Here is a 13,985-nt window from a genome sequence, read left to right as displayed (position 1 = left end):
CCCTACGAGGCGCTCGGATCCTTGCGCGCCGAACCGTTTCTCGCCGCTGCTGTAGCGCGGGCGAGCCTCGGTTCGGCGCGCGAGGTCGTTTCGGTCTCCCGAGACAGGTCGGGCATCATCCGTTCGAGCACCGGCCGCCAGCGCGCCACATCATCCGGGAAACACGTGCTCAGCAGCTCGACCATCGCCGACGGAGCGATCGAAGCGCCGGGCGACGCCCCGAGCAACCCGGCGATGCTGCCGTCCGCGCTCGCCACGACCTCGGTGCCGAAGGTCAGGACCCCGACCCTGCGACGATCGGGTTTGACGAGCTGAGCTCGTTGCCCCGCGTCGATCAACTCCCAGTCGGACTCCCGCGCCTCGGGACAGAATCGCTGCAGCTGCCGGAACTTCCGCGCGCGGGACGCGAGCAGCTGGCCGACGAGATAGCGCACCAGCGACAGATTCTGCAGGCCCACCGCCACCAACGGGGCGATGTTGTGCAGGCGCAGGGTGGTGAACAGATCGGTGAGCCGGCCGCGTGTGAGCAATCTCGTGCTGAACGTGGCGTACGGCCCGAACATCAACCACTCGCGGCCGTCGACGACCCGCTTGTCGAGATGCGGCACCGACATCGGTGGTGCTCCCACGTCGGCCTGGCTATAGACCTTCGCTGCATGCTGGGACACCACGTCGGGCTCGCCGGTGCGCAGGAACTGCGCGCCGATGGGAAAGACGGCGAAACCTCGCACCTCCGGGATCCTGGCCTTCTGCAAGAGTTTCAGGGCGTACCCGCCGGCGCCGACGAACACGAACCGGGATCGGACCGAGAACCGTCCCGTCTTCGTGTGCCCGGAGACGGTCCACCGCCCGTTGGCGGCGCGGCGCAGGCGTGTGACCTCGTGTCCGGTACGAAGCTCGACGCCACGACGACGCGCGTCCGACAGCAGTCGGTGTGTCAGGGCACCGAAGTCGACGTCGGTGCCCGCCTCGTAGCGCGTGGCGGCGACCGGTTCGGAGCCCGAGCGACCGGTCATCACCAGCGGTGCCCACCGCGCGATCGCGTCGGGGTCCTCGCTGTACTCCATGGCCGAGAACAGCGGCGAGCGTTGCAGGGTGGCGTGCCGCTGTCGCAGATAGTCCACATCGCGTTCGCCGAAGACGACGTTCATATGCGGTGTCACGTTCACGAACGTCGCCTCGCCCGGGTCGTCGAGGGACTGCCAGAACTGCCGTGAGATCCGGAACTGTCCGCCGATCTCCTCGGCCCGGGTCGAATCCGCGGGATCGGGCATGTAGTTCAGTTCGCACAGACCTGCGTGGCCGGTGCCCGCGTTGTTCCATGGGGCGCTGCTCTCGGCCGCGACCTCGTCGAGTCGTTCCAGGACGAGGATCGACCGATCGGGTTCGAGCCGTGTCAGCAGTGCACCCAGTGTTGCCGACATGATGCCGCCGCCGATCAGGACGGCGTCGTACTCTTGGTCGCCGTACTGTGCTCCGTCGGCAGAATGCCTCCGATCCACCATCATTCACCTGCTTTCGCCGTTGTCGACCTTCAGCGTGCCCCCTTCCGATTCATCCGTCCAATGAGATCTTGCAGGCAGTACCATGCAGATGTGGATTGGTATGTGACGCCCGAGACCGCAATGGTCGCCCCGCTGCTCGTCGCCTTCGACGCCGCGGCGCGCGAAGGCCACATCACGCGCGCGGCGGATCTGCTCGACGTTCCCCAGTCTTCCGTCAGTCGCCGCATCCGGGCACTCGAGAAGGCAGTGGGTGTGACGTTGTTCCAGCAGTCCGGGCGAGGGGTCGTGCTGACGACTGCCGGGAGGGAGTTGCACGAACGCACCCGGCATCTGGTCCGCGAACTCGACGGTGCGATCACCACGGTGCGTGAGCACGCCGATCCCGACCACGGCCTCGTCCGCTTCGGGTTCCCGCTCACCCTCGGGCCGGTGAGCATCCCGTCGTTGCTGGCCGAGTTCCACCGACTGGCCCCCGGCGTCCGGTTGCATCTGGTCCAGGCACACGGTGAAGAGCTCGCGGAGATGGTTCGCGACGGCCGGCTCGATCTCGCCGTCATCATCCCTCCACCGGAGGATCTGCCGGTCACCGTGCTCGCGCAACAGCGACTGTTGCTCCACCTCCCGAGCAGCCATCGACTCGCCGGCCGTGCCCGCCTCGACCTGCGCGATCTCGCGGACGATCACTTCATCGCCAGCCCACCCGACTATCACATCCGCAGAGAACTCGAATCAGCTTGCGACGAAGCAGGATTCGAACCGTACATCGCGTTCGAGATCAGCGAGTTCGAAACGATCCGGGCACTGGTCGCCCAGGGCCTCGGTGTCGCACTGCTGCCTCGCTCGGAAACGCCTGTGCCCGGAATCGTCACCGTGCCGGTCGCCGGAATCGCGAATCGCACCATCGGATTGACGACCGGGACGAGGACGCCGTCCCCGGCGGTCGCGCGACTGCACGCTCACATCGCCGGGCACGCCGATAGATTCGACGGTCGCCGGCTCGATTCGTAGGTATCGTCCATCGAACGCAAGACATGGCGCACAGCTTCGCGAGCCGTGCGCCATCTCCTGCGTCGCCGGTCCCGACAAGGCGCAAGTCCGGGTTCGAATGGTCGCCGGCGGGGTATGCCACACAGATGCGATCGCCCGCAAACAGTGGTACCCGACGCCGCTGCCTACCACCATCAAGGCGGCGCACTGTGAAAACATGTTCGATCTGCGCCATCCGGGCAGGAGCCGGTAACGATCTGCGACGTGCTCCGGCCGACGCTGGGGCGGTTCCCGTTCGGTCGGCCGGTGAAGACCGATCCGCTCGGGCAGATCGACACCACATTCGACGATTCGGCAGACACATCGACCCCCGAGCCCGTCGTCGCCTTTCTCTGACCTACCTACCATCGAGGAGTTCTCCATGACAGCAACAGATCTCGGTTCCAGTGCCACGTTCGCTGGGCAACCGGTCGCCTCCCAGTTCATCGATGGGCAGTGGCGCGAGGGACGCTCCGACCGCGTCCTGACCGACACCAACCCGTTCGACGACAGCGTGGTCGCCACGATCCGCCTCGCTTCCGCCCAAGACGTCGACGTCGCCTACACCGCTGCCCGGGCAGCACAGACCGAGTGGGCCGCGACCGCTCCCGCCGAGCGCGCCACGGTCCTGCGTCGCGCCGCACAGATCCTCGAGCAGCGCCGAGCCGAGATCATCGACTGGCTGGTCGCCGAGTCCGGCTCGACGCGGATCAAGGCCGATACCGAGGTCTCCCTGGCCATCGGCATCACGCAGGAGGCGGCGTCGTTCCCGTCCCGGGTCCACGGATCGATCTTCGATTCGAACACCCCGAACCGTGAGATGCGGGTGTACCGAAAGCCCATCGGAGTGGTCGGGGTGATCAGCCCGTGGAATTTCCCGCTGCACCTGTCGCAGCGATCGGTGGCACCGGCGTTGGCGTTGGGCAATGCCGCGGTGATCAAGCCGGCCTCGGACACTCCGGTGACCGGCGGCCTGTTGATCGCGCGGATCTTCGAGGAAGCAGGCCTCCCGGCGGGAGTGTTGTCGGTGGTGATCGGCTCCGGTTCTGAGATCGGCGATGCTTTCGTCGAGCATCCCGTCCCGCGGTTGATCTCCTTCACCGGCTCGACACCGGTCGGCAAGCAGGTCGGTGCGGTCGCCACCGGCGGTAAGCACCTCAAGAAGGTGGCACTCGAATTGGGCGGCAACGCACCCCTGGTGGTCCTCGACGACGCCGATCTCGACGCGGCCGTCGAGGCAGCGGTGACCGGGTCGTTCCTGCATTCCGGACAGATCTGCATGGCCGTGAATCGCATCATCGTGCAGGCGCCGGTGTACGACGATTTCCTCGATCGGTTCACCCGAGCCGCGCAGGCCGTGTCCTACGGCGATCCGTCCGCAGACGGCACTTTGGTCGGGCCCGTCGTCAACGATTCGCAGTTGAAGAGCCTCGAGGAGAAGATCGAGCAGGCCCGGGACGCCGGAGCACGCGTTGCGCTCGGTGGGGAGATCGACGGCCGGGTCGTGCCTCCGCACGTGTTCGTCGACGTCACGTCCGATATGGAGATCGCCCGCGAAGAGATCTTCGGCCCGATGGTCGCGGTCCTACGCGCCGATGACGAAGCACACGCCCTCGAACTGGCCAACGACCACGAATTCGGTCTGTCCAGCGCGGTCTTCACGCAGAACATCGACCGGGGACTGCAATTCGCGCATCGGGTCGAGGCGGGCATGACGTTCATCAACGAGATGACCGTTCAGGACGAGGCACACGTGGCATTCGGTGGCGAACGCAACTCCGGTCTCGGACGATTCAACGGCGAGTGGGCGATCGAGGAGTTCACCACAGATCACACCATCGGCGTGACTCGGCTGGTGTAGGCACGCCGCAGCGCCCTCCGACTCCGATACAGCATTTTGCCGTCTGCACCCTGCCCAGCCTCGGGGTGCAGACGGCAAGCTGTCACAGAAGCCTCCTCGGTTGACGGTGAGAACGCCCGGGCCGGCGTGCCGTTGCGTTCGCTGCCTCCTCTTTGTAGGCTCCGTTCATGGCAGGATTGTTGACAATCCTACAAACCCGGAGGCGGCCGATGGAGTTCCCGAACCGACGCGCCCATATTCTCTGCGGTCCCCGATCCTGACGCGGCGCACGCGATGAACGACGACCAGCTCGACATAGGACAGCGCCCCAGCGTCTCCTGCACGGACGAGGACGTCCGGATTCGTGTCCTCGCCGACAGACTCCGGACACTGGGCGTCCCGGTCGACACCTCCACGCGTCGACGGGCCGAGTACTCTTACGACGCCTCCAACTACCGGGTGCCACCTTCGGCCGTGGTCTTTCCTCGGTCGGTGGACGACGTCGTGGCGGTGGTGACCGTCTGCGGCGACACCGGGATTCCGTTGGTCAGCCGAGGGGGCGGGACCTCGATGGCGGGCAATGCCGTCGGCCCCGGTGTGATCGTCGACTTCTCCCGGCACATGAACCGCATCCTCGAGATCGACGAGACGGCCGGTGTCGCCGACGTCGAACCGGGCGTCGTGCTCGCGACCCTCACGCGGGTGGCCGAGGACGCGTCCTCGGGCCGGACGACCTTCGCCCCCGATCCCTCCTCGAAGAACCGGGCCACGGTCGGTGGCGCGCTGGGCAACGACGCCTGCGGCAACCACTCGGTGCGCTACGGCCGCATGTCCGATCACGTCCACGAGATCGACCTCGTCACCGCCGACGGGTTCCGGCTCACCGCGGCGCAGCAAGGTCTGCGTGCCACCGATCCCGACGACGCGGCCGCTGCGGCGCGCGCGCAGCAGCTCGACGCCGAGCTCACCGCGCTGGCAGGCGAGCACCTGTTCGAGTTCCGCACCGAACTCGGGAGGATCCAACGGCAGGTCTCGGGTTACCACCTCGATCATCTGTTGCCGGAGAAGCGGTTCGACGTCGCCCGTGCGCTCGTCGGATCCGAGGGAACCTGCGCGGTGATCGTCGGTGCCCGCGTCGAGCTGGTTCCCCGCCCGTCCAGCGCGTTGCTGGTCTGCCTCGGCTACGACGATGTCGTCGACGCGGCCCGCGACATCGGAACCATCCTGGAGTTCTCGCCTGCGGCAGTCGAGGGTGTCGACGCGGCGATCGTCGAGACCATGCGGCTGCGTCGGGGCGAGAACTCCGTCCTCGGACTCCCGGTGGGAAACGCCTGGCTCTACGTCGACCTGGACGGTGACGACCCGGACTCCGTGGCCGCGGCCGCCGACGCACTGCTCGACAAACTTCGCCGGAACGGCCGCCTCGTCGACGGCCGCGTCGCGGCCGACACCACCGAGCGTGCTTCCCTGTCGCGGGTGCGCGAGGACGGCGCCGGACTGTCCTCCCGCCTGGCATCCGGCGGCGAATCCTGGCCGGGCTGGGAGGATTCCGCTGTCGCGCCGGAGAACCTCGCCGATTACCTCCAGGACTTCCGCGCACTGCTCGACCGGCACGGTCTGCAGGGCGTGATGTACGGGCACTTCGGCGCCGGCTGCATGCACATCCGCATCACCTACGACCTGCGCACCGAGGAAGGCCGACAGGTCTTCCGCGAGTTCACGCACGAGGCCGCGCGGCTGGTGGTCCGTCACGGCGGATCGCTCTCCGGAGAACACGGCGACGGCCGTGCCCGCTCGGAACTGCTGCCGGTGATGTACTCCGCGCGGATGATGAGCGCATTCCGCGCCTTCCGCACGATCTGGGACCCGCAAGGCATCCTGAACCCGGGATCGCTGACCGACCCGGCGCGGATCGATGACGATCTGGCGTTGGCGGACGTTCCCGAACGCACCTGGCGTACCCACTACGACCTGCACCCGATCGAGGCGGTCCGTCCCGACGGCGCGCGGCCGCAACACACCCCCGCCCCGTGGGTGCACGCCGTCCAGGGCTGCATCGGCGTCGGACGATGCCGGGCCGACTCCGGTGGCGTGATGTGCCCGAGCTACCGCGCGACCCGCGACGAGAAGGACTCCACTCGGGGCCGGGCCCGGGTCCTGCAGGAGATGGTGCGCGGCGCCCGCACAATCGAGCAAGGGTGGAAATCCGAGGAAGTGCGTGAGGCACTCGATCTGTGCCTGTCGTGCAAGGCCTGCTCGACCGACTGCCCGGCCGGCGTCGACATGGCCACCTACAAATCCGAGTTCTTCTCGCACTACTACGACAGCACACGACGACCGGTGTCGCACTATTCGCTGGGGTGGCTGCCACGCTGGCTCCGCCTCACGGGGTTGGCAGCACCGCTGGTCAACGCGGTCCTGCGCACTTCTCTCGCCAAGCGCGCCGCCGCACTCGGCGGCATTTCCCCCGACCGGGTATTTCCGCCCTTCGCCTCCCGGCGGGCCTGGAAGAAGGCCGTGCGCGACGCACTACGTGGCCGGTCCGGTTCGACGCCGGTGGTGCTGTTCGTCGACACCTTCACTCGCGGGTTGCGGCCGGAGGTCGCCGGTGCCGCCGCCCGCGTGCTCGCCTCGGCGGATCAGCAGGTGATGAGCTGCTCCGCAGACGCGTGCTGCGGACTGACGTGGATCTCCACCGGCCAGCTCGACACCGCGAAGAAGAAGCTCTCCCACGCCGCCCGCACACTGGACGACGGCACCGACCGGCCGATCGTCGTCGTCGAGCCGAGTTGCGCCGCCGCCCTGCGCAAGGACCTGCCCGAGCTGGTGCCCACCGAGGCTGCGCGTCGCGTCGCCGCACGGGTCCACAGCTTCGCGTCCTATCTGGACACCATGGTGCGCAACGGCTGGACACCCGCCCCTGCACAACCGCTACCGAACGAGATAGTGCTGCAGACCCATTGCCACGAGTACTCCGTGTTCGGCGCCGGAAGCCATCGCCGGATCCTGACCGCAGCGGGAGTCGACGACGTCCGCGACGCAGTCGGATGCTGCGGCGTGGCAGGAAACTTCGGATTCGAGAAACAACACCACGACATCAGCATGAAAGTCGCCGAGACCTCCCTCGCCCCGGCACTGCGCGCGGCCGACGACGACTCCGCGGTGATCACCGACGGCTTCTCATGCGCGATGCAGGTTGCGCAGATCGACGTGTCCGCCCCGGGGCAACATCTCGCAGAACTTCTCGACCCCGGGCCACGAATGTCGATGAACAACGCCATCTCCGAGGAGGAAAGCGCATGACCGATGCAACGATCGTCGGGACACGGGTGGGCGTCTCCGACGCAGTGTCCCGCGTCAGCACAGAATTGTTCATCGACGGTGAGTGGGTCGAGTCGACCACCGGCGAACGATTCGAGGTCGTCGCCCCGGCGACCGAGGAGGTCATCGCGACCGTCGCGAACGGCAACGCCGACGACGCCCGGCGTGCCGTCGAGACCTGTGCTCGCGTGCAGAAGCACTGGGCGAAGACCGCTCCGCGCGAACGCAGCGTGATCCTTCGCCGGGCCTACGAGCTCATCCTGGAACGGCAGGACGAGTTCGCGACCATCATGACCACCGAGATGGGCAAACCCTTCGCCGAGGCGAAGGGCGAGGTCGCCTACGCCGCGGAGTTCTTCCGGTGGTTCTCCGAGGAAGCCGTCCGCATCCGCGGCGATGTGACCAGCACCGGCGACGGCGCGACCCGCATCCTGGTGTCCAAGGAGCCGGTGGGACCGTGCGTCCTCGTCACGCCGTGGAACTTCCCGCTCGCCATGGGTACCCGCAAGATCGGACCCGCCATCGCAGCCGGATGCACCATCGTCTTCAAACCCTCGGAGCTGACGCCGTTGACCTCGCTGGCCCTGGTCGAGGTGCTCGTCGAGGCCGGTGTGCCCAAGGGTGTGCTGAACGTCGTGCCCACCACCGCACCCGGGGAGGTCGTCTGGACCTGGATGTCGAGCGGTATCGCACGCAAGATCAGTTTCACCGGTTCGACCGCGGTGGGCATCCGGCTGCTCGAACAGGCATCCCAGCACGTGATGCGCAGCTCGATGGAGCTGGGCGGAAATGCCCCGCTCATCGTGTTCGAGGACGCCGATCTCGACCGGGCCGTCGACGGCGCGCTCGCCGCGAAGATGCGCAACATGGGTGAGGCCTGCACCGCCGCGAACCGCATCTTCGTGCACCGCGCGGTCGCCGATCGGTTCACCGAGAAGCTCGCTGCCCGTATGGATGCCCTCGCCGTCGGGGACGGCCTGGTCGAGGGCACCCAAGTCGGTCCGCTGGTCGAGGAGAAGGCTCTGACGAAGGTGGAACGTCTCGTCGCCGATGCCGTCGAACGTGGAGCGCGCGTGGTGTGTGGCGGCAGCCGGCCCGAGGGACCCGGCTACTTCTACCCACCCACCGTCCTCGCCGACGTGTCGAAGGACGCCGCGTTGATGAGCGAGGAGATCTTCGGGCCGGTCGCGCCCATCGTCGTCTTCGATACCGAGGACGAGGTCGTCGAGATCGCCAACAACACGCCCTGGGGACTGGCCGGATACATCTTCACCCAGGATGTCGACCGCAGTTTCCGTGTCAGCGAAGCGCTCGAGGTCGGCATGGTCGGGCTGAACACCGGCATCGTGTCCAACCCCGCGGCACCGTTCGGCGGCATCAAGGCATCGGGTCTCGGACGTGAGGGAAGCACCATCGGTATCGACGAGTTCCTCGAGGTCAAGTACGTCGCTGTTCCTCGTCGGTGACGCATGGTCTCACTGCGCCGCCGATCCTTGCGCGCCGAACCGTGTTTCGACGCAACTGCAACGCGCGCGAAGCCCTGTTCAGCGCAAGGTCGGTACGGTCTACCCGCGTAGGTCAGGAATCACCTGCTCACGCAACGGTTCCTGGTCGGCCGGCCGCAGTGCCGCACCACTTCGCGAGCGCGGCGTCGAGACCGTCCGTCGAGCCCCCACCCATGCCACGTGCCCATACGGGCGCACGAGCACAGCCGACGGCGCGTCCCCCTCACCGAGCAACGACAATCCCCAAGCGGCGTCGTAACGCGCCCACATGAGGTCGACACATTCAGGACGATGCCCGGAATCGATTGGTGGACCGTCGAATTGCAGCAGAAGTGGGCGAGCCCGAACACTCGAACCGGCTTCTCCTCGGCAATGACGTCGAGATCCGGCATGCGTCGTCCCAGCAGCGGGTGTCTCTCACCGAGGTCGTAGGCGACGTCGAGGCCGGAGATCAACGCCGCGATCGGTGAGCCGGCATCGTCGACGCGGAGCACCTCGTCGATCAGATCGCGCAGGGCCTCCTAGCGCGAATCGGCCTTCCGGATGCCCAGGCCGACACCCAGTCCGCCGGTGGGGAGTTCCTCGGTGACCCGCACTTCGGCGATCAGGCTGCTACGTGTCGCAGCCGACCCCTCGAATCCGATCCCGGCCTCGCAGCGCACGACACTGCGCCCACCACGTACCGAGCCTGGTGCACCCGAAGGTCGCGGTGTTCACCGTTCGCCCCTCGGCAAGGAGGCGCCCGGCGATCCCTCGATGATCGACGAGCGTCCCGGGTCAGCCCTCGATGATGCGCTTGATCGCGTCCAGGGTCGCCGGAATTCCGCTGCGGGCGGCCTGCTCCCGCGCGGCGATCCGGGCAGGTGCCTCCGCCTCCAACTTCTCGTGGAAGAATTCCTGCCCGGCTTCGGTGAACTCCCAGGTCTCCGTGAGTTCCGTGCCGGCGTCCGCGGGCTTGATGACGTAGCTCCAGCGCACGAGGCCCGGGCCGACCGACCATGCGAATTCGCGGCCCGGGGAGGCGACGACGACCTTCGACCGGGCCTCCCAGGTGCGTTCGGGGGTGACGTTCCGGCCGGTGAAGAAGGAACCGACCTCGGGGCCCTGCCCTTCGTCCCACCAGCACTCCGCGCAGACGGGCGACCATTCACCCGTGCGGGTGACGTCGGAGACGAGGGCGTACACCTCGTCGGGGGTGGCGGAAACGACAACGGAGGACTCGAAGGTCAGGGGTGTGGTCTGCATGGCCACCATCCTGCCCTGTCCCGATCAGTGCGGCGCGACGCACCTGCCTGCCCGCCTGCCCTTGCCGACGACTACGCAGTGACGGCTCTGGTCCCCACACGCGCGGGCACGGGTCCGGCCGCGACCAAGGTGAACGGCGTCTTCACCGGAAAATCGTCGTGAAGGGATTCCACCTCGAGTTTTCGCACCACACTGGCGAGGCCCAGGATTGCTTCGAGCATGGCGAAATGATCTCCGATGCAGGTGCGTGGGCCACCACCGAACGGCAGATACTGCCACCGCGACCTCTCTACCGATTGCCCGGGGGCGAACCGATCCGGGTCGAATTTCTCGGGCTCGTCCCAGAGCGACGGATCATGGTGGAGCGCGTAGGTGCCGACGATCGTATTCGTCCCGGCAGGGATACGGTAACCGTCGACCTCCACGTCGCGCATTGCCATTCGCGCGGCCGTCGCTGCGGGCGGACACATCCTCAGTGACTCATGGACTATCTGGACGGTGTAGGGTAGATCCCCGACATCGCTCGCGCGCAACAGGCGGTCTCCGATGGCTGCAGCCTCCCGCGCCACCCGCTCCTGCATCTCGCGATTGCGGCCGAGCTGCCACAAGCTGTAGGCGAGAGTGGTCGCGGTGGTGTCGTGACCCGCGAAGAGAAACGCGAGCAACTCGTCACGGATCTTCTCGTCGCTGAACGCTCTGCCAGTGACCGGATCGGTGAGCTCGAAGAACAGCTTGATCAATTCGGCGCCATTGCCAGCACCGCTCCGCGCGGCGTCCATCGCCTCGTCGAGCGTTTCGGTGACAACAGCCAACGAAACACGGAAACGATGACGGGCACGTGTCGGCAGCCATGTCGGGGTTCGTATCGGTTGCAGGGCACGTCGTCCCACGAATTGCACCACCTGTCCGAGTGGAACTCCGACAGCTTCGGATCTCTCGCTGAGATCCGTTCCGAAGAGTGACCGGCCAAGGACACGCAGGGTGAGTCGCCGGGTTTCGGTGTCGAGATCGATCGACCCGCCCTCGCTCCACTCTGCCGCCATCGTGTCGGCGACCTCGGCGATCCGGTCGGCGTAGACCGCTACGTGCTTCTTGGTGAACAAAGGCTGCAACGCACGACGGTGCGGCACCCACGAATCGTGAGGAAGATTGAAGAGATTGTCGCCGACCCACACCCGTCCCTCGACGTGGACGGTCATTTCCTTGTCGAAGGAACCGTCGGAACCGCCGAGAACATCGTGGGCGCCCTGCGGTGAGGTGACGATAGCGAAGGTCGGCGCCCACCGGGCAGGACCGATATGTACGAGGGTGACCGGCCCGCCTGCGTCACGGAATTTCTCGGGACCGGTATCGAGATGTCGGAGTGCCCGGATGCGGTCGATCAAATGCATCGGCACGTCGGGCGCAATCGGAAAATCCTGGGCCTGTGCGCTTGTCCTGGCCATTCTCCGAGTGTGGTCCGCCTCGGACGGTCACACCAGACCCACTACCGAGTCATTGCGCAACCGCAACCTTGCTGAACTCGAAGGGCAGGCTCGCATGTAACAACAGTTTGACCCGCGGGAAGACCGGATCTCGAATTGCACTCTCGAGACGTAAAGCGTTGTCCGCGTGAGGATGTCCACTTGTACTCGCGCAATGTTGATCATCGGGATTATTCTGTTCGGGCTGCTCGTCGGCGCGGTGGCACAGCTCGTCGTGGGCAGGTCCGGGACCGGGATCGACTGGACTCTCGCGTTGGTCGCGGGCGTCGGGGGTTCGTTCATCGGCGGTCTGCTCATCAGCCTTCTCGCAGGTGACGGACTCGAATTACGCCCCAGCGGGATCATCGGCCCCCTCGCCGGCGCGATCATCGTGACCGCTGCCTGGTCGGCCTGGAAGTCCCGGTCGCGTCAGGCCTAGCGCTATCGGTATCCCGCGACGAGAGACGATGCCCGAGTGACCTCACGCCCCGCAACCGAGCAGCGACTGCTCGACATCGTTCCCGGAAATCCGGTGTGCCGGGTCGTCCTGGACCGGGCGGGTGAACTCGGCATCGGAGACTGGTATCTCACCGCGGGCGGAGTCTTCCAGTCGGTCTGGAACTTTCTCGACGGCCGCGACCGGCAGGCCGGCATCCGGGACTACGGGTCTACGCTCCGCACGGTTTCGACGACCTGTTCGGGATGGCGCTCCGCCCGAATCCGGTGCTGGCACCTCGCAACGTGTACGAAGCGAAAGCCCGACGATGGCAGGTGGAATGGCCTCGATTGGTCGTCGAACCGTGGCCCGAGCGCTGACATCCTCATTCGCCGAGATCCTCGTCGAATCTGCGTCGCGCTTCCTCGATGCGGGGAAGATTCGTCGACGCCCACATCAACAGAGCGTCGATCGGTTCGCGCACCGTCTTCCCCAGTGCCGTGATGCGGTATTCGACCGCGACGGGACGGGTGTTCACCACCCGGCGTTCGACGATTCCGTTGCGTTCGAGTCTGCGCAACGTGGTCGTCAGGGATTTCTGCGTGACCTCGGGAACGGCGCGCCGCAGCTCGTTGAAGCGGCGCGGAGCCTCGCACAATTCGGTGAGCACGCTCAAGGACCACTTGTCGAGGATCTGCCCCAACAGTTCCCGGTGGGCGGCGACGGCGAGCAGATCGTGGTCAGCGGTATCCGACATGAAACCTGGTTTCGTTGAAGTGACTTCCGGATACCAAGTATAACTCGGATACCATTTGGTTCCGACCCCAGGAGAACTCCGTGTCCGTCACCCTGTTCAGCCCCGAAGGCACGCTGCCGAACGCTCCTTACCACCACGTCGCAGTCTCCACCGGCACGCGACAGGTCCATCTCGCCGGACAGGTCGCATACATGCCGGACGGCTCACCGATTCCTACCGAGCTGGCCGGTCAGGTGGCCCAAGCGCTGCGCAACGTCGCACGAGGCTTGGACGGAGCCGGCGCGACCTTCCGCGATGTCGTGCGCCTGACGTTCTACGTCACAGACTGGCATCCCGAGAAGATCGGACAGTTCATGGCCGGTGTGCAGGCCGTCGCGCAGGAGATCGATCTGCCCGATCCGATGCCGCCGGCATCGCTGATCGGTGTCGCGGCGCTCTACGAACCTGTCGTGCTCGTGGAGATCGAAGCCACCGCGGTTCTCGAGGGATGAGCGTCGTAGATCAGGCCGCGCAGATCCCGAAGACGGGGAATCCGTCGTCACCCGCAGTGGACCGGAACGCGACCCGCACCCGGGCCTCGGCGCAGTCGGGGAACGATCCTTCGATCTTCGAGTAGAGCCATGGCCCGTCGTCGAGTTCGACGATCGCGAGGGTGACCGCGCTGTCGTCCTGCGCGCCGTCGTCGAGCGGTTCGACGACCTTCCAGGACACGATCGAGCCGGTGCCGGAGCAGCGGGCGGACTCGAGGTTCGCGCCGCCGCAGGAGGAGCAGCACGCTGTCTCCGGAGCGTGAAGCGTCGTGCAGCTTCCGCAGCGCAGGATCGTCATGCAGTTCTGCGTCGCGTGGGGCGCCATCGCAGTCCTTCCGTCAACGGAAAATGTCCGAG

General features: G+C 66.6%; 14 protein-coding genes and 1 pseudogene. 9 read left to right on the top strand and 6 right to left on the bottom strand.

Features of this window, described 5'->3' with window-relative positions; all coding sequences use genetic code 11:
* Nucleotides 1-2 precede the first annotated feature (2 nt).
* Entirely contained in the window at nucleotides 3-1,508 is a 1,506-nt protein-coding gene (gene mqo, locus QR64_RS22205; protein ID WP_006552008.1) for a malate dehydrogenase (quinone), read from the bottom strand.
* 87 nt (nucleotides 1,509-1,595) lie between these two features.
* Here mqo and QR64_RS22200 point away from each other — a divergent pair, with 87 nt between their 5' ends.
* The 5 genes from QR64_RS22200 to QR64_RS22185 all read left to right on the top strand — a co-directional run bounded on the left by QR64_RS22200 (nucleotide 1,596) and on the right by QR64_RS22185 (nucleotide 9,158).
* Complete coding sequence (locus QR64_RS22200; RefSeq protein ID WP_235367269.1) at nucleotides 1,596-2,513, top strand: LysR substrate-binding domain-containing protein; 918 nt, start codon at nucleotides 1,596-1,598, stop codon at nucleotides 2,511-2,513.
* Nucleotides 2,514-2,756: 243 nt separating this feature from the next.
* The gene (locus QR64_RS28615; RefSeq protein ID WP_268814381.1) at nucleotides 2,757-2,888 is read left to right on the top strand and encodes a hypothetical protein; all 132 of its coding nucleotides are present in this window, start codon (nucleotides 2,757-2,759) and stop codon (nucleotides 2,886-2,888) included.
* A 25-nt stretch (nucleotides 2,889-2,913) separates the two neighbouring features.
* Nucleotides 2,914-4,392: an aldehyde dehydrogenase family protein gene (locus tag QR64_RS22195; RefSeq protein WP_039587218.1), complete on the top strand. Its 1,479-nt coding sequence runs from the start codon at nucleotides 2,914-2,916 to the stop codon at nucleotides 4,390-4,392.
* Between the two features lie 273 nt (nucleotides 4,393-4,665).
* Entirely contained in the window at nucleotides 4,666-7,674 is a 3,009-nt protein-coding gene (locus tag QR64_RS22190) for an FAD-binding and (Fe-S)-binding domain-containing protein (RefSeq protein WP_235367268.1), read from the top strand.
* A complete protein-coding gene (locus QR64_RS22185; protein ID WP_052227389.1) occupies nucleotides 7,671-9,158 on the top strand; it encodes an NAD-dependent succinate-semialdehyde dehydrogenase in 1,488 nt (495 codons plus the stop codon). The genes QR64_RS22190 and QR64_RS22185 overlap by 4 nt, the downstream gene beginning before the upstream one ends.
* A 560-nt stretch (nucleotides 9,159-9,718) precedes the next feature.
* Here QR64_RS22185 and QR64_RS26880 read toward each other — a convergent pair.
* The 3 genes from QR64_RS26880 to QR64_RS22175 form a co-directional block, all read right to left on the bottom strand.
* Nucleotides 9,719-9,859, bottom strand: a complete 141-nt coding sequence (locus QR64_RS26880) for a hypothetical protein (protein WP_153811635.1) — start codon at nucleotides 9,857-9,859, stop codon at nucleotides 9,719-9,721.
* 115 nt (nucleotides 9,860-9,974) lie between these two features.
* A complete protein-coding gene (locus QR64_RS22180; protein WP_052227388.1) occupies nucleotides 9,975-10,451 on the bottom strand; it encodes an SRPBCC family protein in 477 nt (158 codons plus the stop codon).
* 62 nt (nucleotides 10,452-10,513) lie between these two features.
* Nucleotides 10,514-11,833, bottom strand: a complete 1,320-nt coding sequence (locus tag QR64_RS22175; protein ID WP_411908098.1) for a cytochrome P450 — start codon at nucleotides 11,831-11,833, stop codon at nucleotides 10,514-10,516.
* A 247-nt stretch (nucleotides 11,834-12,080) separates the two neighbouring features.
* Between QR64_RS22175 and QR64_RS22170 the strand changes: the two genes are divergently transcribed.
* The 3 genes and pseudogenes from QR64_RS22170 (at nucleotide 12,081) to QR64_RS28610 (ending at nucleotide 12,721) form a co-directional block, all read left to right on the top strand.
* Entirely contained in the window at nucleotides 12,081-12,344 is a 264-nt protein-coding gene (locus QR64_RS22170) for a GlsB/YeaQ/YmgE family stress response membrane protein (RefSeq protein ID WP_033096671.1), read from the top strand.
* Between the two features lie 36 nt (nucleotides 12,345-12,380).
* Nucleotides 12,381-12,518, top strand: a pseudogene (locus QR64_RS28765) (hypothetical protein); the annotation flags it as partial.
* Entirely contained in the window at nucleotides 12,485-12,721 is a 237-nt protein-coding gene (locus tag QR64_RS28610; RefSeq protein WP_306672643.1) for a nucleotidyltransferase family protein, read from the top strand. The pseudogene QR64_RS28765 and the gene QR64_RS28610, both read left to right, overlap by 34 nt.
* Before the next feature lie 5 nt (nucleotides 12,722-12,726).
* Here QR64_RS28610 and QR64_RS22165 read toward each other — a convergent pair whose 3' ends face one another.
* Entirely contained in the window at nucleotides 12,727-13,098 is a 372-nt protein-coding gene (locus QR64_RS22165) for a winged helix-turn-helix transcriptional regulator (RefSeq protein ID WP_039587212.1), read from the bottom strand.
* Between the two features lie 80 nt (nucleotides 13,099-13,178).
* Here QR64_RS22165 and QR64_RS22160 point away from each other — a divergent pair, with 80 nt between their 5' ends.
* On the top strand, nucleotides 13,179-13,589 hold the full coding sequence (locus QR64_RS22160) for a RidA family protein (RefSeq protein WP_024100879.1): 411 nt from the start codon (nucleotides 13,179-13,181) through the stop codon (nucleotides 13,587-13,589).
* Between the two features lie 10 nt (nucleotides 13,590-13,599).
* Here the strand turns inward: QR64_RS22160 and QR64_RS22155 are convergent, their stop codons facing one another.
* The gene (locus tag QR64_RS22155) at nucleotides 13,600-13,953 is read right to left on the bottom strand and encodes a Zn-ribbon domain-containing OB-fold protein (RefSeq protein WP_006551994.1); all 354 of its coding nucleotides are present in this window, start codon (nucleotides 13,951-13,953) and stop codon (nucleotides 13,600-13,602) included.
* Between the last annotated feature and the right edge of the window lie 32 nt (nucleotides 13,954-13,985).

Source organism: Rhodococcus sp. Chr-9, assembly GCF_000801125.1.
GTDB lineage: Bacteria > Actinomycetota > Actinomycetes > Mycobacteriales > Mycobacteriaceae > Rhodococcus > Rhodococcus pyridinivorans.
The sequence above is the reverse complement of the archived record's forward strand: the minus strand, read 5'-3'. Positions and strand labels throughout refer to the sequence as shown.

What these genes read in the sequence shown, in the direction of transcription:
- mqo (WP_006552008.1), bottom strand. Translation starts at nt 1,508, where the DNA reads ATGATGGTGGATCGGAGGCATTCTGCCGACGGAGCACAGTACGGCGAC.
- QR64_RS22195 (WP_039587218.1), top strand. Translation starts at nt 2,914, where the DNA reads ATGACAGCAACAGATCTCGGTTCCAGTGCCACGTTCGCTGGGCAACCG.
- QR64_RS22190 (WP_235367268.1), top strand. Translation starts at nt 4,666, where the DNA reads ATGAACGACGACCAGCTCGACATAGGACAGCGCCCCAGCGTCTCCTGC.
- QR64_RS22185 (WP_052227389.1), top strand. Translation starts at nt 7,671, where the DNA reads ATGACCGATGCAACGATCGTCGGGACACGGGTGGGCGTCTCCGACGCA.
- QR64_RS22180 (WP_052227388.1), bottom strand. Translation starts at nt 10,451, where the DNA reads ATGGTGGCCATGCAGACCACACCCCTGACCTTCGAGTCCTCCGTTGTC.
- QR64_RS22175 (WP_411908098.1), bottom strand. Translation starts at nt 11,833, where the DNA reads ATGCATTTGATCGACCGCATCCGGGCACTCCGACATCTCGATACCGGT.
- QR64_RS22170 (WP_033096671.1), top strand. Translation starts at nt 12,081, where the DNA reads ATGTTGATCATCGGGATTATTCTGTTCGGGCTGCTCGTCGGCGCGGTG.
- QR64_RS22165 (WP_039587212.1), bottom strand. Translation starts at nt 13,098, where the DNA reads ATGTCGGATACCGCTGACCACGATCTGCTCGCCGTCGCCGCCCACCGG.
- QR64_RS22155 (WP_006551994.1), bottom strand. Translation starts at nt 13,953, where the DNA reads ATGGCGCCCCACGCGACGCAGAACTGCATGACGATCCTGCGCTGCGGA.